We start from the raw sequence: 18,755 nt of genomic DNA on the forward strand, positions 1-18,755 counted from the left end.
ATGAAACTATCCAAACTGCTTATGAGTGCGTCGCTCGGCATCGCACTTTCATCGACCGCGCTGTCTGCGGCTTTCGCCGATGTGAAGATCGGTTCACTCTATCCGATCAGCGGCCCTCTCGCGCTTCTGGGCGAAGAAAGCGCGCGTGGTCTTGAGCTTGCCGTTGAGGAAGTCAACGCAGCTGGTGGCATCAAGGGCGAAAAGATTGTGCTGGAGCGTGGTGATGCTGTTGATAACAACCAGGCCACTGGTGAAGCGCGCCGCCTGATTTCGCTTTCGGGCGTCAAGGCTATTTTCGGCACCTATTCGTCGGCTCGCGTTATTGCCGCTTCGCAGGTCAGCGAACTTGCAGGCGTTCCTTATTTTGAACTCGGCGCCGTTGCCGATGAAGTGACGGGACGTGGCCTGCAATATCTGTTCCGCACCAATCCGACCGCTGAAAACATGGGTAAGGATTCGGTCGATATGCTGGTCAAGAGCATCGCGCCGGGTCTCGGCAAGGATGCGAAGGATCTGAAGATCGGCATCATTTACGAAGATTCGTCTTACGGCACCTCGGTTGCAGGCCATCAGGAAGCAAACTCCAAGGCTGCCGGTCTGAATGTCGTGCTGAAGTCGGGTTACCCGTCCAATACCGTCGACATGTCCTCTCTGGTTCTGGAACTGCGTGAAAAGGGCGTCGATGTTGTCATGCAGACCTCCTATCAGAACGACTCTGTTCTGTTTCTTCAGCAGGCCAATGAGACGGGCTACAAGCCGCTGGCCGTTATCGGTGGTGGTGGCGGTTATTCCATGCAGCCGACCGCCGATGCAGTCGGGCATGACGTGATCGAAGGCGTTTACGACGTCGACTTCACCCAATATGCGGTCAATACCGAGGCGACGCCGGGCCTGACCAAGTTTGTTGAGGCTTACAAGGCCAAGTATGGTTCGGAACCGCGTTCGGGCCATTCGCTCAACAACTATGTCGGTGCGAAGGCAGTCTTCCAGGCGCTCAATGCGGGCGAAGGTCTTGAACCGGACCAGATCGTCAGTGCGGCCAAGGCACTGGATATTCCCGATGGTCAGACAGCTGCTGGCTACGGCGTGAAGTTCGGCAAGAATAACCAGAACGAGCGTGCCAGCATGATGGGTATGCAGTGGCAGGACGGCAAGCTCGTCACTGTCTATCCGGAAAATGCCGCCGTCGCGAAGATGCGCTTTAACAAATGATCGTGCAAGGGCGACCACAGGTGCTGAACCTGTGATCGCCCCCGCTCGTGGAGCATGCTATGACGACCTTTCTACAAATCCTATTGAACGGCCTCATGCTTGGTGGACTGTTCGCAATTGTCGCCATCGGCCTGACGCTGATTTTCGGCATCGTCAAAGTCGTGAACTTTGCCCATGGGGAATTCCTCATGGCAGGCATGTTCGTGACATGGATGATCACAACGAGGCTGGGACTCCATCCCTATGCCGCAGTGATCATTGTTGTACCCATGATGTTTCTATTGGGTGCGCTGACCCAGAGGCTGCTGATACAGCCGCTGATGTCAGCCGAGGACGACCATGTCCAGATTTTCGCCACCGTCGGTCTCTCCACGGCAATGATCAATCTCGCGCTGCTGATTTTCGGCGCGGACATCGCCAACACACCCAATTTCGGCCTGCGTGCACCAATCGAGATCGGTTCCTTACGCATTTTGACCGGACAGGTTTACATTTTCCTGGCGGCCATAGCGCTGGTGATCGTCCTGCAACTGTTTCTCAAGAAAAGTCAGACCGGTCGCGCCATTCGCGCCGTCGCCCAGCATCGCGTCGCTGCTGAGTTGATGGGTGTCAATGTATCACGCATCTACATTCTCAGTTTCGGCCTGGGGGCAGCCTGTGTCGGCTTCGCTGCTGTGTTGATTGCGCCCCTTTATCCGACCTCATCCAACATCGGCACCTATTTCGTGCTGACGGCCTTTGTGGTTGTCGTGCTCGGCGGTCTTGGTTCAATTCCGGGTGCGTTTTTCGGCGCGCTGATTATCGGCGTTATCGATGCGATGTCGGGTTACTACATCGGTTCCGATCTGCGGGAGGCCGTCGTATTCGGCATATTCCTGCTGATCCTCATTCTCAAGCCATCCGGCCTGTTCGGCAAGCGGCTTACCCTTTCGCACCTGTCCTGAGGAAAATTCATGAGCATCAGTGAAACTCTAAGCGGGACTGGCACGAAAAAAACCAGATTGGGCTGGGGCCCAATCGCCTTCTTCGGCGTTCTGGCCCTGCTGCTGCTTCTGCCGCTGGCGATCAACAACGCCTTCGTCTCGCATATCTTCATCACGATCTGCCTGTTTGCCGCGCTGTCCACCGCATGGAATCTCGTCGGCGGCTTCGCCGGTCAGATGTCGCTCGGCCATGCCGTCTTCTATGGTATCGGCGGCTATACGGGCGTAATCCTGTTCAATCTGGGGATCAGCCCCTGGTTCAGCATGTTTGTGGGCGCGCTGATTGCAGCGCTGGTCGGCATGCTGATTTCCTATCCGTGTTTCCGTCTCAAGGGTCCGTTCTATTCTCTGGCCTCTATCGCGTTTCTTGAAGTGTTCCGCGTGCTTTCACTGCATTTCGGTGCGCTTACGGGCGGTGCAACAGGTCTGATGATCGAATTGCGTCTCGGCTGGACGTGGATGGTGTTCCGCGAACGCTGGCCGTCACTGCTGATCGTCTTCGGCATGCTTCTGGTAACGCTGCTCGTTACCTGGGCCGTGCGCCGTTCGCGTCTGGGCTTTTACCTTGTCGCAACCCGTGAACGTGAATCTGCCGCGCGTGCGGCAGGTGTTCGTACCGTTCGTGTACGCCTGATTGCAGTTGCGATCTCGTCGGCCCTTTGCGCAATGCTCGGTACATTCCATGCAATGTATCTGACCTTCATCGAACCGGCGGCCATGTTCTCGCTCGCCTTCTCGATCCAGATTGCCATGTTCGCCCTTATCGGCGGTCTTGGCACTGTCGCGGGTCCGCTGCTTGGCGCAGCGCTTCTGGTGCCAATCACTGAATGGGCGCGTGCGTCGCTCGGTGCTTCTGCGCTCGGACTGCACGGCTTCGTCTATGGTCTGGTGTTGATCCTTGTCGTTCTCTTCATGCCGAATGGCATCATGGGCGCGCTCAAGCGTTTCACCCGCAAACCGACAGCGACTGACAGCAAGGACGCAGCGCCTGCGACCGAAACGGGACCCATCATCGCGCCCGCCACCGCAACTGCAGCGCCGTCTCCCGACCGTTCCGGCATCGGACAGGACATTCTGCGCGTCGAAAACCTCAACAAGCATTTCGGTGGCCTTCATGTTACGCGCAATGTCAGCTTCACATTGCGTGAAGGCGAGGTTCTTGGTCTGATCGGCCCGAATGGCGCAGGCAAAACCACGCTCTTCAATATGATTTCCGGCTTCATGAGCCCTGATGAGGGCAAGGTGAGTATGCGGGGCCCCGATGGCGAGTTCCATACGCCTAACAATCCCGCCGATTTTGCAGCGCTTGGTCTTGGCCGTACGTTCCAGATTGTCCAGCCCTTTGCGGCGATGACCGTTGAGGAAAACATCATGGTCGGCGCGTTCTATCGTCATCATGAAGAAAAAGACGCCCGCGAAGCGGCCCGCCAGACTGCTTGGCGTATGGGACTTGGCCCGTTGCTTAACGCAGAAGCGCGTGGCCTGACGATCGGTGGTTTGAAACGACTGGAAGTCGCCCGCGTCATGGCAATGGAACCGCGCGTTCTTCTGCTGGACGAAGTGATGGCTGGCATCAATCAGACCGACGTGCGTCGCGCCATTGATCTGATGTTGTCCATCCGCGACTCCGGCGTTTCGATCATCGCAATCGAACACGTGATGCAGGCAGTCATGTCGTTGTCGGATCGGGTGATCGTTCTTGCCTCGGGCGAGGTCATCGCACAGGGACGTCCGCAGGATGTCGTGCGCGATCCTCAAGTTGTGGAAGCCTATCTGGGCAAGGAGTTTGCACATGCTCACGCTTGAACATGTTGATGCCGGTTACGGCCCGACCACCATCCTGCAAGATGTCAGCCTTGATGTGAAGGAAGGGGAGATTGTAACGATTGTCGGCGCGAATGGCGCCGGCAAGACGACGACGCTGCGCACAATCGTCGGCCAGATCCAGCCCCGCGCTGGCAAGATCACTTTCATGGGCGAGGATATAACACGGCTACCGGCGCATGAAGTTGTGGATCGTGGCATCATTCTGGTGCCGGAAGGGCGTCAGCTTTTTCCTGATATGACGGTGCGCGAAAATCTCCAGATGGGAACCTATCGCAAGGCTGCCCGCGCCTCGCAGCAAAGCCGTCTGGAAGAAGTTCTGGAACTTTTTCCCCGTGTTAAGGAGCGTCTGGAGCAGACCGCGTCGTCGCTTTCCGGCGGCGAGCAGCAAATGGTGGCTATTGCGCGCGGCATGATGGCAAATCCGCGCATCTTGATGTTCGACGAACCATCGCTCGGACTGGCGCCGATTGTCGTGTCGCAGGTTTTCGATGTGGTGCGCCAGATCGCGGCGACAGGAACCACCGTGCTGATTGTCGAACAAAACGTCTTCACGACGCTGAAAGTCGCCAATCGCGGTTACGTGCTCGAAAACGGACAGGTGGTTCTGGCCGATAGTTCGGAAGCACTTCTGAATAACGATCACGTTCGTCGCGCTTATCTTGGAATCTAAAAATGCAACTCACTGAAATTACGCCCGAAACGATCCGCCGCCGTCCATCGCATGAAGGTCGCAACGTCTTGGTGACGGGAGCCGCGCGCGGCATTGGTCGCGCAATCGCCCAGGCCTTTGTCGAGCGTCATGCGACGGTCGGTATCTGCGATCTCAATCCGCAAGATGTTGCTCGCGCCTGCGATGAACTGAATGCAATCGGTTTGGGACGTGCGGTTGCGGTCGCCTGCGATGTGTCGGACTATGATGCGCTCGTCGCAGCAATCGACGCGACGGGATTGGCTTTCGATACCGTGATCAACAATGCCGGTATTTCTCCCAAGCACGATGGCGTTGCGCACAAGGTCTGGCAGATGGCGCCCGACGAGTGGCGGCGGGTTGTCGATGTCAATCTGACGGGAACCTTCAACACTATTCGCGCCCTGACCCCAGCGATGGTGGAAGCCCGCCGTGGTTGGATCGTGAACACGTCGTCGGTAGCGGGGAAGACCTATTCGCCGATTGTAGCCTGCCATTATGCCGCGACGAAGTCGGCTATTATTGGCTTTACCAAACATCTGGCCGCCGAACTCGGGCCATTTTCAATCCGCGTGAACGCACTTGCTCCCGGGCGCATCGCAACGCCGATGGTCGCGGGCGTGGCTCCGGAGGTCAATGCCGAACAGGTCAAGCTGACGCCGATGGCGCGTCTTGGTGAACCGGCAGAAGTGGCGGATGTCGCTCTTTGGCTCACTTCAACTGAATCCAGCTTTGTTACCGGCCAGACAATCGATGTGGCTGGTGGGCTCTATATGACGTGAGGTGTCAGAAGTGATAACCGGACATACCAAGCTTTACGGCATCGTCGCCAACCCAATCGCTCACGTCAAAACACCCGAAGAGATGAACAATCACTTCGAAGCGTTGGGCTATGACGGCGTTTTGGTGCCATTCCATGTCGTGCCTGAAAATCTCGGGCGTTTCATCGACAATCTGCGCGGGATCGAGAACTTTGGCGGTCTGATTGTTACAGTTCCGCACAAGACGTCCGTTCTGGAGATGTGCGACCGGGTTGTCGGCGATGCCGCGCTGATCGGTGCTGTCAATACCATTCGTCGCGAGGCCGATGGTAGTCTGGTTGGCGCGATGCTGGACGGAAAAGGGTTCGTAAACGGTCTTGAATTCAACGGTATCGATGTGGCGGGCATGGATGCCTGCCTTCTCGGTGCGGGCGGTGCTGGAGCGGCGATTGCTTTCGCACTTGCCGAAGCTGGTGTCGCGAAGCTGACCATTGTCAATCGTTCTGAAGAAAAGTCACGCGATCTGGCAGCGCGCGTGAGCCGCCGCTACCCTTCCGTCAAGGTTATGGCTGGGGCACCAGAAACTTCCAAACGCGATCTTGTCGTAAATGCTACATCCCTCGGCTTGCGTCCCGGTGACGGCTTGCCGCTCGACGATCTTTCCTTCCATGACGGTCAGATTGTGGCTGAAGTGATCATGGAACCCGAAATTACACCATTGCTGGCTGCCGCCCGAGAAAAGGGTGCACGTATCCATTTTGGTCGTCCGATGCTGCGACAGCAAATTCGCCTCATGGCGCAGCATATGGGCGTCAAGGCAGCGGCAGCTTAAAATGCCACGGAGTCAAATTTAGATGGCACAGGCTCTTCCGCAAAACGCGCGCTTCGATTTCATTATTGTAGGCGGTGGTACTGCTGGCTGCATTCTCGCCGAGGCGCTCACCCGCTCGGGCCGAAACAAGGTTCTGCTTTGCGAGGCCGGTGGCGAAGCAAGGTCACCTTGGATTCGCATCCCGGCTGGTTTCTACAAGCTTCTGGTCAATAAGCGTTACAACTGGGGTTTTTGGAGCACGGAAGAGGCAGCGACGGATTTTCGTCGCATCGCCATCCCACGCGGAAAGGGTCTCGGTGGTTCAACACTCATCAATGGCATGATTTATGTCCGCGGTCAGCCGCAGGATTATGAACACTGGCAAGAGCGGGGCGCCGCTGGTTGGGACTGGCAAGGTGTCCTACCATATTTCAAGGCCATTGAGCGCTGGCAGCTTCCAGATCCAGACGGTTTGCGCGGTCTTTCCGGACCGTTACCCGTAAATGAAGTGGTCGAAAAAAATGCCATTGGCGAGGCATTCATTGCTGCCGCGCAAGCGCAAGGCCAGAAATTCAATCCTGATTATAATGGTGCATCCCAGGAAGGTGTGGGCTGGTATCAGGTCAATCAATCGGGCGGTGAACGTTATTCGGCGGATCGTGCCTGGCTTGCGCAGGCGCGCAAACGCTCGAACCTGACCGTCCTGACCAACACCCGCGTGACGCGTATTCTCCTTGAGGGCAAGAAAGCTGTTGGCGTGGCTTTGACCGATGGTGGAGAGAGCCGCAACGTGTTGGCGAACGAAGTCATCATGACGGCAGGCGCAATCCAGACCCCCCAGCTTCTGGAGCTATCAGGCATTGGCGATCCGGATCGGCTGAAATCGATCGGCATAGAACCGATTCACGCATTGCCGGGTGTGGGGGAAAACTACCTCGATCATTTCTGCACAAGAATGAACTGGCGTGTTTCGCAGCCCGTAACGTTGAACGAATATACACGCGGACCGCGCCTTGTGGGTGAGGTTTTGAAATATGCGCTGAAACGGCGTGGCGTGCTAACCTATGGCACAGGTTTGAACCATGCGTTTCTGCGGTCGCGCCCAGAGCTTGATCGGCCAGACGTACAGTTTTTCTTTATGCATGCAAGTTACGCCAATGCTGCCGAGCGCAAGCTCCACCATTTTCCCGGTATGACGCTGGGGGTAACGCAGTTGAGGCCCCGGTCTCGCGGTTCGATCCATGCCGTGTCGGCGGATATCAATGTGCAGCCCGCTATCGTGCCGAACTTCCTGGACCACGAAGAAGACCGCCGCGCGATGGTGGACGGTATGAAGCTCGCGCGTCGGATCATCGACCAGAAGCCAATGGACGCCTTTCGCGTGGCAGAACTCAGCCCGGGTGAAAATTGCGCACGCGACGAGGATTGGCTGGCCTTTGCACGGGCCAATGGTCAGACGATCTATCATGCGGCGGGAACCTGCAGGATGGGTGAAGATTCCGGTGCGGTGGTTGACCCTTCGCTGCGTGTCCACGGGATATCGGGACTAAGGGTAATCGACGCCTCGGTCATGCCGGAAATGGTGTCCGGCAATACGCAGGCGGCCGTTATGATGCTGGCGGCCAAAGGGGCCGATCTCGTTTTGGGCAATAAACATTAAGTCGCTGTCGGGCGCACCGCTTGCGGCGCAATTGAATTATGCAGGAGATATCGATGTATCCTAAACTGACCCTGATCGTAGGTGGCGAAGAGCGTAACGAAGGTTCCGCTGGAACGCTGCGTCTGACAGACCCTTCGGACGGACGCGAACTGACAGTTGCTCCGCGTGCGGGTCGTGCGGAGGCAGAAGAAGCTGCCAGTTCTGCCGCGCAGGGTGGTGCCCAGTGGGCTGCGCTTTCGGCACTGGAGCGGTCCAAGATCATGCGCCGGGCAGCCGACATCATGCGCGAGCGTGCAGATGAGGCCGCCCTTGTCATGTCGATGGAACAGGGCAAGCCTCTGGTCGAGGCGCGGGGCGAGTGGCTGGGTTCAGCTGATCTTCTTGACTGGTTTGCCGAAGAAGGTCGGCGTGTTTACGGTCGTATCGTGCCTTCGCGTGCGCCAAACATTCAGATACAGGTGCTGAAGCATCCGGTCGGACCCGTGGCGGCCTTCACGCCCTGGAATTTTCCGGCATGGAATACGATGCAAAAGGTGGCCCCCGCATTGGGCGCAGGCTGTCCGGTCGTCATCAAGCCAGCGTCGGATACGCCTGGCACCGCATGGCTGATCGGCAAATGCCTGCTCGCGGCTGGATTGCCGCCCAAGGCTATTTCCGTCATCTGGGGGGCGACGTCCGAGCTTTCCGATACGCTTATCAAGGCATCTGAAATTCGGAAGGTCTCGCTGACCGGTTCAACGCGCGTGGGGCGTATCGTTGCCGCACAAGCGGGTGAACAGCTCAAGAAAGTTACAATGGAACTTGGTGGGCACGGTCCGGTCATTGTGGCGGCGGATGCTGATCTCGATCACCTGATTCCGCTCGCCGTGCAATGGAAGTTCCGCAATTGCGGACAGGTTTGCGTTTCGCCAACGCGCTTCATCGTCGATGCTTCCATCCACGATGAATTCGTACGCCGTTTCGCTGAAAAGGCGCAGGAACTGAAGGTGGGCAAGGGTGTTGAGGCAGACACGCAGATGGGGCCGCTGACGTCGGCGAGCCAGCTTGAAACGGTTGTCGATATGGTCGCTGATGCCGTTAACAAAGGAGCCAAGGTTGAGACCGGCGGTGAACGGATTGGCGAAAGCGGGAATTTCTATGCGCCAACAATCCTGTCAGGCATGAAATCCGATATGCTGGCAATGAACGAAGAGCCCTTCGGCCCGCTCGCCCTCGTCATGCGCGTGAGTTCGCTCGATGAGGCCATCGCCGAGGGCAATCGGCTCCCGGTTGGTCTGGGTGCCTATCTTTTCACCTCTAGCATGACGACGGCACACAAGGTGCAAAACAGGCTGAAGAGCGGCATGCTTGGCGTCAATCATTTCGCGCTCGCCTTGCCTGAAACACCTTTCGGTGGTGTCCGAGATTCCGGCTTCGGTTCTGAAGGTGGTCTGGAAGGTATTGAAGCCTATCTGACGACGATGACCGTCACGACGATGATGGTCTGAAATCGTAAGCCCCGAGCACGAAAAGCCCTGCCATGGGTGGGGCTTTTCAAGAGATGTTGTGCCAGATAGCAAAGATGTCAGAGGTCGTTCTTACCCGACAGATACGTTGTCATGCGCTTCGCGGCATTTCTCAAATGTAGCTCTGCCGCAATTCCGGCGTCGTCTGCCAGACCTTTTTCGATTGCCTGATAGATGGCCTTGTGCTCGTCCTGCACTGCATCCAGCATGCCGGTCAGATTGGCACGCGTATTGGTGCGGGCCTGACGGATAACGTGGCGGGCCCCATATTCAAGATGCTTGCACAACGCAATAAAGTGCTGGTTATGGGTGGCCATCACGATGGCGTCATGGAAAGCATAGTCTTCTTCATCACCCAATTGATCGCTGATGATCGCATATTCCAGACCGATAAGCGCCCGCTTGATCCGTTTGAGGTCTTCGTCCGTGCGTTTGACCGCCGCAATTCGGGTGGCCGCAACTTCGACGGTAACCAGAAGCTCCATCAGCTGCTCTAAAGACTGCGTTTCCTCAATGGCGAGTGGTTGGATCCGGAATGCTTTTTCGCTGCTTTTGTCGATGACAAAGACCCCGCTGCCTGCGCGGGCTTCGACCAGTCCATCCAGTTTCAATTGCGACAATGCTTCGCGGACAACCGGTCGGCTGACCGCGTATTCGGCTGATAGCTCGCGTTCGCTTGGCAGTTTCGTGCCGACAGGAAATTCGCCATTGCCGATGCGCTTCTCGATTTGTCGGGCGAGCTCATGGGGTAAATGGCCGGATAAGCGTGGGGGCGGCGCATTGCCGGTCGTTTCTTTCATCGCACCCCTCGCACAATTCTGTTTCGTTTCTGAATCATCAGGCTTCACGCACAGATATCAAAATGCCGTAACTGGTCTAACAAGTCAACGGCCCTCCCTGAAGTGCCCGGCGGCGACGACGTGAAATGACAAATTTTGAAGACGGTAAGCTAAAAAATAACAACAAAAACAGTATGATATTTTTTGTATCGACTGGCCTTACTTGTCTATTGACTGGTCTTACCAGTTTGAGTTACGAATCTGAAACTGAAAGATGGGGTGGCAGTTCTTGTGACTGTCCGATGCCGATCGGGGAGAGATCGGGAGGATGACTATGATGACTATGACAGCGCCGCTTGAAGTCGGGCTTGCCGTCAGAGACATGACGCGGATGCGCGCTTTCTATGAAGGCGCTCTGGGGCTGAGTTTTGTTTCCGAAATATATGTCGGCAGTGCGAAGGCAGCGCGGGCTGCCTTGAGCCCGGACGGCTACACCGTGGTTCGTCTGCAGTCGCAAAAGGGTGAACGTATCAAGTTGCTTCAGCCCGACCGTCTGCCAGCGGCGGGTGATGCATCCGGCCAAGGCTTTATTCTGGAGCGCGCGGGTGCCAGCTATCTGACATTCATCGTTGACGATTTGAAGGCGCTTGTCGGTGATCTCATCAGACATGGTGCTGAACTGTTGACCGGCAGCGAGCCGGTTGAGGTGCGTCCCGGAGTATGGCTCGCTTTTCTGAGCGATCCCGAGGGGCATATCGTGGAAATCGTTCAGTATGACGATGTTTCCGTTTACCGCGCCGATCTGGCTTAAAGGACCCGACAATGATGTTTGATTTTAACAACCGGACCCTTGTTCTGTCCGGCGCGAATGGCGGGATCGGTCGTTCTATTGCCGCGCTGTTTTATGCCTCGGGCGCTAATCTGGTTCTGACGGACATTGACAAGAGCGCATTGGACAGTTTTGCGGCCGCATTGGGTGGCGATGATCGTGTTGCGACCCTACAGGCGGATGCTGCAAGTGCAGAGGATGCCGAACAGACGATAGCGCTGGCGAGGGAGCGATTTGGCGGGATCGATTTTCTTGTGCCGTCTGCCGGTATCTATCAGGCCAAGCCGTTTGCTGAGATGAGCGATGTTGATTGGCACCGCACGATCTCGATCAATCTAGACGGCGTCTTCTACCTCTGCAAACGTGCGCTTCCCGCTCTGAACGAAGGCTCGTCCATAGTAACATTGGCGTCACTGGCCGCCTATCGCGGCGCATTTGTGAACGCCCATTATGGTGCCACCAAGGGCGCGATGGTTTCCATGACCCGCGCCCTGTCGCGCGAGCTTGCGCCCAAAACGCGGGTCAATGGTGTGGCCCCGGGCATCATAGAAACGCCGATGATCATCGATCTGCTCAAGACACGTATGGATGAGACCATGTCGCAGACACCGCTCAAACGTCTCGGCAAGCCATCCGAAATCGCGTCAGTTGTCGCTTTCCTCTGTTCACCGGCAGCCAGCTTCATCACTGGCGAAACCATTCAGGTGAACGGCGGGATTTATATGGCGTAAGCGCGTTGCGTAAGGGAGTGGACGCAAAATGGAACTCTTGAAGGACAAGCTTGTACTCGTCACAGGGGCGGGGCGCGGTCTTGGCGCCGCAATTGCGGCGGGCATGGCGGCGCAGGGTGCACGGCTTATTTTGGTGGATATCGATGGTGACGCAGCAAAGGCGCAGGCCGCACATCTGGTAGCGCAAGGTTATGCCGCCGAAGGTTACCCACTGGACGTCACCGACCGTATCGCCGTCAAAAACCTTGCGGCCGATATTCTGGAGCGACTGGGCGGCCTTGATGTGCTGGTCAACAATGCCGGTGTTGCTGGTCGTGCAGCCTTCGATGAGCCGGAAGCTACCGAAGTGTGGGATCGCGTCATCGGGGTCAATCTTGAAGGTGCGTTCAATGTTTCGCATGCCTTTGTGCCTGCGTTGAAAGTCGCGAAGGGCAATGTGGTTCACCTTTGTTCCGTGGCAGGATTCGTGGCCGGTGGGTCGACAGCCGGTTACGTCGTTTCCAAAGGCGCGATCCGCTCACTGACACAAGTCATGGCACGTGATCTCGCCCCCTCCGGCATCCGCGTCAATGCGGTCGCGCCCGGTATCATGATGAGCGAGATGGCAGTCGCCCAGCTCAATCGCCCCGGCGGTGCGGATTGGTTCATGAATCGCGTTTTGTTGAAGCGCATCGGTGAAACCAACGAAGTCGTCGATCCCGTCGTTTTCCTGGCCTCCGCCATGGCGAGCTACATCACCGGCACGATCTTGCCGGTTGATGGTGGCTTTCTGGCTGCCTGATTGTCGTTACAGAGCATAGCTCCGGAGTTTTTTGATGCCCGAATATAAAGATCTTGTTCCGCACAGCTTCTGGCGGGAAGTCATCCCAACGGATGCTGATCGTGCCGCTTTCGATCTCACGCTTGGCGGGACAATGCTTTCCCAAATGCATTTGATCCGGGCCTTTGAAGAAAAAGTCCTGGAACTTGCCGGTCAGGGTCTCGTGCACGGTCCAGCGCATTCGGCGATTGGACAGGAAGGCGGTGCCGTAGGTTCTGCAGTATCGTTGAGAGCCAGCGATCAGATAAATGGCTCCCACCGCGCCCACCATCAGTTTCTTGCCAAGGCGCTTGGTTATGTCGCCCAAAGCGGCATCGATCCCAAGAGCGCGTTCAATCAGGATGTTCGCGAACTCGCACAACGCACACTCGCGGAAATTTTGGGCTTGTCGCAGGGCTTTTGTCGTGGTCGCGGCGGTTCGATGCATTTGCGTTGGGCCGAATCCGGCAATCTTGGCACCAATGCCATTGTCGGCGGTGGTGTGCCGATGGCAGCTGGCGCGGCATGGGCGCATAAGCGGGCCGGTTCCGGTGATGTCGTCTACACCTATTTCGGCGATGGAGCGACCAATATCGGTTCGGTTCTGGAAACCATGAACCTCGCCGCCGCCTGGAAACTGCCGATTTGCTTCTTTATCGAAAATAATCGCTATGCGGTCTCCACGCATGTGGACGAAGTGACCGCCGAAACGCGGCTTTCCTCGCGTGGTCTCGCATTCAATATTCCATCCTTCAAGGTTGACGGCATGGACCCTATCGCCGTCTGGCTGGCCTCGGAGCAAGCCAACGCAATCATGCGGGCAGGCGATGGTCCGACGATTATCGAAGCCGACGTCTATCGTTATTTCCACCAGAATGGTCCGCTGCCGGGAAGCGCCTTCGGCTATCGTTCCAAGGAAGAAGAAGCGGAATGGCGCGGTCGCGATCCACTTGACGCATTGGCTGAAACGCTGCTCAAACGTCAGGCTTTGGGCGATGACGCAATCAAGGCATTGCGTGAGCGTTGCGTGTCTCTCATGAATGATGTCGCAGACGAACTGATCGAAATGCATGAAGGCAAGCGTCGTATCATTCCTGCGCTTTGGCCTGAAGAGAGCTTCCGTGATTTCGGACTGCGTGGAGACCTGTCGGAATTCAGCGGCGTGCGCTTTGAAGAGCAGGAGCAATTCTCCGGCAAGCTGACCGAAGATGCGCGTTTCATCGATGCTGTTGCCGATGTCATGACTCGCCGCATGCAGACCGACGAGCGCATCGTGGTTCTGGGCGAAGACGTGCACCGTCTCAAAGGCGGAACCAATGGCGCAACGCGCGGGCTGTCGGCAGAGTTTCCAGATCGTGTGCTGGGAACGCCGATTTCCGAAAACGCCTTCACCGGCGTTGCAGGCGGTATGGCCGCCGATGGCCGGGTGCTTCCGGTGATCGAATTCATGTATCCCGACTTCATGTGGGTTGCCGCCGATCAGGTATTCAACCAGATCGGCAAGGCTCGCCATATGTTTGGTGGTGATAGCGATATGCCAGTGGTGTTGCGTACGAAAGTTGCGATGGGCACAGGATATGGCTCGCAGCACTCTATGGACCCGGCGGGCATTTTCGCGACCGCGCCTGGCTGGCGCATTGTTGCTCCCTCGACGCCATTCGACTATGTCGGCCTGATGAATTCGGCGTTGCTTTGTCGCGACCCGGTTCTGGTTCTCGAACATGTCGATCTTTACGCCTCGAAGGGCGCTGCACCGGCAGACGATCTCGATTACTTCATTCCGCTGGGTAAGGCGAGGGTGGTGCGTTCCGGTTCGAAGGTTACGGTCCTGACGTATCTGGCCATGGTAGCCAAGACGCAAGCGGTGGTCGACGCGTTGGGTATTGACGCTGAAATCATCGATCTGCGTTCACTCGACCGGGCAGGGCTTGACTGGGAGACTATCGAAGCCTCGATCCGCAAAACGGGGAATGTCCTGATTGTGGAGCAGGGCGCGTCGGGTACATCCTATGGCGGCTGGCTAGCGGATGAATTACAGCGCCGTTGCTTCGACTGGCTGGATCAACCGATAGCCCGTGTTCATGGTGCCGAAGCGTCGCCATCCATCTCGAAGGTTCTGGAAGCCGCCGCTGCGGCGCGACCGCAGGATATCGATGCAGGTCTGCGTGCGGTCATGGCAGCCCAGGGTCTGCCGATCGAAGATTGAAGGAAGGAAACAGACAATGCCGATTGAAGTTGTATTGCCTGCCCTTTCGGCAGGAATGGAAGATGCTGTCATTGCGCGTTGGCTCAGAGCGGAAGGTGACACGGTCAACAAGGGCGATCTGATTGCCGAAGTCGAAACCGACAAGGCGACGATGGAACTCGAAGCTGAAACTGATGGGCGTATCGGTAAGCTATTCGTCCAGAACGGCGAACGGGCAAACGTCAATCAGGTCATTGCCGTCCTGTTGACAACTGGAGAAGACCAATCCGCGATTGCTGACCCTCTTCTCACTGAACAGGTTGTTACAGCCCCGGTGGAAGTGGCAGCTCATAGTATTGGTCTGTCTCCCGATAATGCTACGGTGGCGTCTCTCGCACAGCTTTCGGATGGCACCCGCCATAAGGCTTCACCTCTTGCACGACGTCTGGCAATGGAGCACGGCATCTCACTCGATGGCGTTCTCGGCAGTGGCCCTAAAGGCCGCATTGTGCGCATCGACGTAGAGCGCCTCGTTACGTCCCTAACGGTTGCCCCCACACCTCAACCGGTCGCAACAGTTGCATCGTTATCACCGAAGGGTCTCCCGGCAGGTATCGGCGAATATGAAACCATTCCGCACACATCGATGCGTCGTACCATTGCACGTCGGCTGCTCGAGGCGAAAACAACAGTACCGCATTTCTATCTCAATGCTGATTGCGATATCGATGCACTTCTTAAGCTGCGCGGCCAGATTAACGAGAAGCGCGACAGTGCGTCACGAATTTCCGTCAATGACTTCGTTATTAAGGCTGCCGCTGTCGCCTTGCGCCGGGTGCCCGATGCCAATGTCATTTGGACGGATGACGCATTGCTGAAGCTCAAAAGTGTTGATATTGCCGTGGCTGTTGCGACGGACGGTGGCCTCATCACGCCCATAATCCGCAATGCTGACCAAATCAGCATTGGCGGGATCTCTGCGGAGATGAAATCTCTGGCAGCCCGGGCCAGAGACAACCGGTTGAAACCGGAGGAGTTTCAGGGAGGCGGTTTCTCGATCTCCAATCTTGGCATGTATGGCGTCAAATCGTTCTCAGCCATCATCAACCCACCACAAAGTGCCATTTTGGCTGTCGGCGCGGGTGAACGTCGCCCGGTTGAACGCGAGGGTCAACTTGCATTCGCAACGATGATGAGCCTGACACTTTCCGTCGATCATCGTGCGGTGGACGGCGCCTTGGGTGCGCAATTGCTTGCAGCATTCAAGATGGCCATTGAAGATCCGATGTCGCTGCTGGTCTGATTGGGTGGCGTTTGGTTGAAGACTGCAACTACCGCGAACGGTGCTTGCAGTCTTCAACGGATATGCAATGGTTTTCGCGCCTTGACTATCCGTGGCTGGAATCGTTTGGCACAACCGGTTCTGAATTGTTCCGGACTTTGCCTCGATGGAAAATGAACAATCCTGCCAAAACAATGACTGAAGCGCCAACCAGCATCATCGCATCGGGAAGATCGTTAAAGAATAACCATCCGAGCACAATTGCCCAGAGCAGCAGAGTATATTGCAATGGCGCCAGCACGGATGCCGGAGCGAGTTTGAGCGCGCGCGTGATCAAGAGATGCGCTGTACACGAGACGACGCCCAATAGCAGCAGTGCAAGCAATTGATTGGTGTCCATAGGATTCCAGTTGCCGATGCTGAGAACCATGCCGATCACGAGACAGCCTATTGTCTGCCAGGTTACCAGTGTCGCGTCGGGCGTGGAACGAAGCACGCGACCCAGAACCAGCGTGAGTGCGAATGCTATACTACCCAACAGGCCGAAGATCGAAGGCCACGACAACATTGCTGAAGATGGGCGCAAGGCGATGACGACACCGGCGAACCCGATAAGAACCGCGAGCCAGCGACGCCAGCCGATCTTCTCACCGAGCAGGAAATGCGAAAGGGCCGCAATATAGATCGGGCCTGCCATATAAAAGGTCATAACATCGGCGAGCGGCAGATAAGCAACAGCGGCATAGAAAAGCCCGGTGTCGGCAGTTGCCAAAATGACGCGAGCCAGTTGCAGGCTTGGCTTTTCCACCTGAAAAAGCGATGTTTTTGGCCGCCGGGAAAGCATGGGGCCGAGAACGAGAAACGCGCCAACCGAGCGGATGAACAGAACCTGGCCGACAGAAAAGCTCTCTACCAGCCATTTTCCCATGGCGTCGTTCATGGCGAACATGAAGTCGCCGAGCAACATCAGAAGAATGCCGGCAAGGATTGCATTGCCGCTCACGGCAACGGCGATTTTGTTATTCATAATTTTGGACGTCCGCCCGATTTGGAAGTCTGCTTGACGGATACAGAAATTCCGTCAAAAGCACCCGCATTGCCTATAATGTCCGCAATTGCTTACGCTTCAGGCAGAATCCTTGCAAGCGCCTTTTGTTGGCTTCGATGGCGCTGATCATTCAAGTTCTCGGGGTGTTTTCGAGCCCTTTAAGATCAAAGCCCGTCTAATTTAATAGACGGGCTTATGCCAAAATACTTATTCGCCCAGCACTATGCTCGCTTGGGATGAGGGCCCTGCTGCTGGTCAGGCAAGCACGAGAATCTTGACTGGCAGTAAGTACTTCGGCCATCAACCGGCAAAGGAACGACAAGCCGGAAGATCAGTTCACTCAGAGTCCGTTGAAGAATGTGCTGAGCCGGTCCATCGCCTGTTCGAGCCTTTCGTAGCTTTCAGAGCCGAAGCACACCCGCAGGTGGTTGTCACCCGATTTGCCGTAGAAGCCACCAGCTTCCACAACGACGCCGACTTGTTCAAGGATCATGTCCGCCGCCTTTTGGGAGGTAAGGCCAGTGCCACTGATGTCTGGAAAAGCGTAGATCGTGCCCTGCGGACTCTCGCAGGTCACCCCCGGCATTTGGTTGAGGCGGCTGACAACGAGGTCACGCTTGCGGCGGTCGTCGGCGACCATCTCATCAAGAATAGCCGCTGGGCCGGTCACCGCTGCCAGAGCGCCATACTGAATGAAGGTGTTGACGTGGGTGATCTCGTTTGCCGTGAGCTTGAGGAAAGCTGGCATCATGGACGCATCGGCGACGACGTAGCCAAGCCGCCATCCATCCATCGCATAGGCTTTGGTGAAGGCGAACATCGAAATCGTGCGTTCCTTCATGCCCGGCAATGCGGCGATAGAGATATGTTCCGCGCCATCGAACAAAATTTGCTCATAGACCTCGTCGGAGACGATGACGAGATCGTGTTTGATGGCCAGGTCCGCCAGAATTTCAAGTTCGGCGCGGCTATAGACACGGCCAGTCGGGTTGGAGGGATTGACCAGCACGATCATGCGTGTCCGCGCGGTAATCAACGGTTCGATCAGTTCGCGGCTGATGCTGAAATTCGTCTTGGGATCGAGCGGCGCCAATACTACGCGAGCACCGGTCATCTCGATCTTGTTGATATGCTGCGGATAATAGGGTTCCAGCAGGATCGCCTCGTCGCCCTCATCAAGGAGAGCCATGAAAGCGACGAATGATGCCTGGGTCAGGCCATTGACCATGAGAATTTCGTCGGCGCTCACGTCGATCTTGTTATAGTCGGCGAGTTTTGTCTTCAGAGCTTGGCGCAGTTCCGCTTCGCCGCGCATGTCGCTGTAATGCACGTGACCGTCCCGCAAGGCCTTGATCGCGGCGTCCTTAATATGCGCTGGCGTGTCGTGGAAAGGCCGGCCGAGTTCGAGATGAATGAGGTCAACGCCGGAGGAAGCCAGTGCTGCGGCCTTCTGGAACATGCCGAAGCTCTTGGGAGAGGTTTGCGTAATCCGCCGCGCAAAACGTGCCATCTGATCATTCCTGTGCTGGTCTCTATAAGCCCGGATTATCGTTTCAGGGCCGTGATGCAGATTCATTACTCAACTTTGAGCGTTTGATCAAATGATATATCGGCTTGTTTTCGGTCCTGCGAAATGCAAAAATTGAGTGGAGTAT

General features: G+C 56.5%; 16 protein-coding genes. 13 read left to right on the forward strand and 3 right to left on the reverse strand.

Annotated features, from left to right (window positions below):
• The 8 genes from WIX40_RS17600 to WIX40_RS17635 form a co-directional block, all read left to right on the forward strand.
• Positions 1–1,212: ABC transporter substrate-binding protein (locus WIX40_RS17600; RefSeq protein ID WP_109366210.1), on the forward strand; the 1,212-nt coding region annotated here is incomplete at its 5' end.
• A gap of 59 nt (positions 1,213–1,271) precedes the next feature.
• On the forward strand, positions 1,272–2,156 hold the full coding sequence (locus tag WIX40_RS17605) for a branched-chain amino acid ABC transporter permease (RefSeq protein ID WP_124915353.1): 885 nt from the start codon (positions 1,272–1,274) through the stop codon (positions 2,154–2,156).
• Positions 2,157–2,165: 9 nt separating this feature from the next.
• Positions 2,166–4,001: a branched-chain amino acid ABC transporter ATP-binding protein/permease gene (locus WIX40_RS17610; RefSeq protein WP_339441095.1), complete on the forward strand. Its 1,836-nt coding sequence runs from the start codon at positions 2,166–2,168 to the stop codon at positions 3,999–4,001.
• Complete coding sequence (locus WIX40_RS17615; RefSeq protein ID WP_109366209.1) at positions 3,988–4,692, forward strand: ABC transporter ATP-binding protein; 705 nt, start codon at positions 3,988–3,990, stop codon at positions 4,690–4,692. The genes WIX40_RS17610 and WIX40_RS17615 overlap by 14 nt, the downstream gene beginning before the upstream one ends.
• Before the next feature lie 2 nt (positions 4,693–4,694).
• On the forward strand, positions 4,695–5,492 hold the full coding sequence (gene fabG, locus WIX40_RS17620; protein ID WP_339441096.1) for a 3-oxoacyl-ACP reductase FabG: 798 nt from the start codon (positions 4,695–4,697) through the stop codon (positions 5,490–5,492).
• Positions 5,493–5,502: 10 nt separating this feature from the next.
• The gene (locus tag WIX40_RS17625; protein ID WP_339441097.1) at positions 5,503–6,303 is read left to right on the forward strand and encodes a shikimate dehydrogenase family protein; all 801 of its coding nucleotides are present in this window, start codon (positions 5,503–5,505) and stop codon (positions 6,301–6,303) included.
• A gap of 22 nt (positions 6,304–6,325) precedes the next feature.
• The gene (locus tag WIX40_RS17630) at positions 6,326–7,942 is read left to right on the forward strand and encodes a GMC family oxidoreductase (protein ID WP_339441098.1); all 1,617 of its coding nucleotides are present in this window, start codon (positions 6,326–6,328) and stop codon (positions 7,940–7,942) included.
• Positions 7,943–7,995: 53 nt separating this feature from the next.
• Positions 7,996–9,429, forward strand: a complete 1,434-nt coding sequence (locus WIX40_RS17635; protein ID WP_339441099.1) for an NAD-dependent succinate-semialdehyde dehydrogenase — start codon at positions 7,996–7,998, stop codon at positions 9,427–9,429.
• Positions 9,430–9,506: 77 nt separating this feature from the next.
• Here the strand turns inward: WIX40_RS17635 and WIX40_RS17640 are convergent, their stop codons facing one another.
• Entirely contained in the window at positions 9,507–10,247 is a 741-nt protein-coding gene (locus WIX40_RS17640; protein WP_339441100.1) for a FadR/GntR family transcriptional regulator, read from the reverse strand.
• Positions 10,248–10,560: 313 nt separating this feature from the next.
• Here WIX40_RS17640 and WIX40_RS17645 point away from each other — a divergent pair, with 313 nt between their 5' ends.
• From WIX40_RS17645 to WIX40_RS17665, 5 genes are read left to right on the forward strand one after another with little or no spacing between them, the layout of a single operon-like run.
• Positions 10,561–11,037, forward strand: a complete 477-nt coding sequence (locus WIX40_RS17645; protein ID WP_339441101.1) for a VOC family protein — start codon at positions 10,561–10,563, stop codon at positions 11,035–11,037.
• Between the two features lie 11 nt (positions 11,038–11,048).
• A complete protein-coding gene (locus WIX40_RS17650) occupies positions 11,049–11,786 on the forward strand; it encodes an SDR family NAD(P)-dependent oxidoreductase (protein ID WP_339441102.1) in 738 nt (245 codons plus the stop codon).
• A 28-nt stretch (positions 11,787–11,814) separates the two neighbouring features.
• Entirely contained in the window at positions 11,815–12,567 is a 753-nt protein-coding gene (locus tag WIX40_RS17655; protein WP_283735707.1) for an SDR family NAD(P)-dependent oxidoreductase, read from the forward strand.
• Between the two features lie 34 nt (positions 12,568–12,601).
• Complete coding sequence (locus tag WIX40_RS17660) at positions 12,602–14,791, forward strand: alpha-ketoacid dehydrogenase subunit alpha/beta (protein WP_339441104.1); 2,190 nt, start codon at positions 12,602–12,604, stop codon at positions 14,789–14,791.
• A gap of 16 nt (positions 14,792–14,807) precedes the next feature.
• Positions 14,808–16,073, forward strand: coding sequence for a pyruvate dehydrogenase complex dihydrolipoamide acetyltransferase (locus WIX40_RS17665; RefSeq protein WP_339441105.1), 1,266 nt, complete (start codon positions 14,808–14,810; stop codon positions 16,071–16,073).
• A gap of 85 nt (positions 16,074–16,158) precedes the next feature.
• Here the strand turns inward: WIX40_RS17665 and WIX40_RS17670 are convergent, their stop codons facing one another.
• On the reverse strand, positions 16,159–17,079 hold the full coding sequence (locus WIX40_RS17670) for a DMT family transporter (RefSeq protein ID WP_121537607.1): 921 nt from the start codon (positions 17,077–17,079) through the stop codon (positions 16,159–16,161).
• A gap of 361 nt (positions 17,080–17,440) precedes the next feature.
• Entirely contained in the window at positions 17,441–18,610 is a 1,170-nt protein-coding gene (locus WIX40_RS17675) for a pyridoxal phosphate-dependent aminotransferase (RefSeq protein WP_339441107.1), read from the reverse strand.
• Positions 18,611–18,755: the final 145 nt, after the last annotated feature.

This window comes from Ochrobactrum teleogrylli (assembly GCF_037482325.1).
GTDB classification, from domain to species: Bacteria; Pseudomonadota; Alphaproteobacteria; order Rhizobiales; family Rhizobiaceae; genus Brucella; species Brucella teleogrylli.

Coding starts and splice junctions, on each gene's coding strand:
- WIX40_RS17605 (WP_124915353.1), top strand. CDS start 1,272: ATGACGACCTTTCTACAAATCCTATTGAACGGCCTCATGCTTGGTGGA.
- WIX40_RS17610 (WP_339441095.1), top strand. CDS start 2,166: ATGAGCATCAGTGAAACTCTAAGCGGGACTGGCACGAAAAAAACCAGA.
- WIX40_RS17615 (WP_109366209.1), top strand. CDS start 3,988: ATGCTCACGCTTGAACATGTTGATGCCGGTTACGGCCCGACCACCATC.
- fabG (WP_339441096.1), top strand. CDS start 4,695: ATGCAACTCACTGAAATTACGCCCGAAACGATCCGCCGCCGTCCATCG.
- WIX40_RS17630 (WP_339441098.1), top strand. CDS start 6,326: ATGGCACAGGCTCTTCCGCAAAACGCGCGCTTCGATTTCATTATTGTA.
- WIX40_RS17635 (WP_339441099.1), top strand. CDS start 7,996: ATGTATCCTAAACTGACCCTGATCGTAGGTGGCGAAGAGCGTAACGAA.
- WIX40_RS17640 (WP_339441100.1), bottom strand. CDS start 10,247: ATGAAAGAAACGACCGGCAATGCGCCGCCCCCACGCTTATCCGGCCAT.
- WIX40_RS17645 (WP_339441101.1), top strand. CDS start 10,561: ATGATGACTATGACAGCGCCGCTTGAAGTCGGGCTTGCCGTCAGAGAC.
- WIX40_RS17650 (WP_339441102.1), top strand. CDS start 11,049: ATGATGTTTGATTTTAACAACCGGACCCTTGTTCTGTCCGGCGCGAAT.
- WIX40_RS17655 (WP_283735707.1), top strand. CDS start 11,815: ATGGAACTCTTGAAGGACAAGCTTGTACTCGTCACAGGGGCGGGGCGC.
- WIX40_RS17660 (WP_339441104.1), top strand. CDS start 12,602: ATGCCCGAATATAAAGATCTTGTTCCGCACAGCTTCTGGCGGGAAGTC.
- WIX40_RS17665 (WP_339441105.1), top strand. CDS start 14,808: ATGCCGATTGAAGTTGTATTGCCTGCCCTTTCGGCAGGAATGGAAGAT.
- WIX40_RS17670 (WP_121537607.1), bottom strand. CDS start 17,079: ATGAATAACAAAATCGCCGTTGCCGTGAGCGGCAATGCAATCCTTGCC.
- WIX40_RS17675 (WP_339441107.1), bottom strand. CDS start 18,610: ATGGCACGTTTTGCGCGGCGGATTACGCAAACCTCTCCCAAGAGCTTC.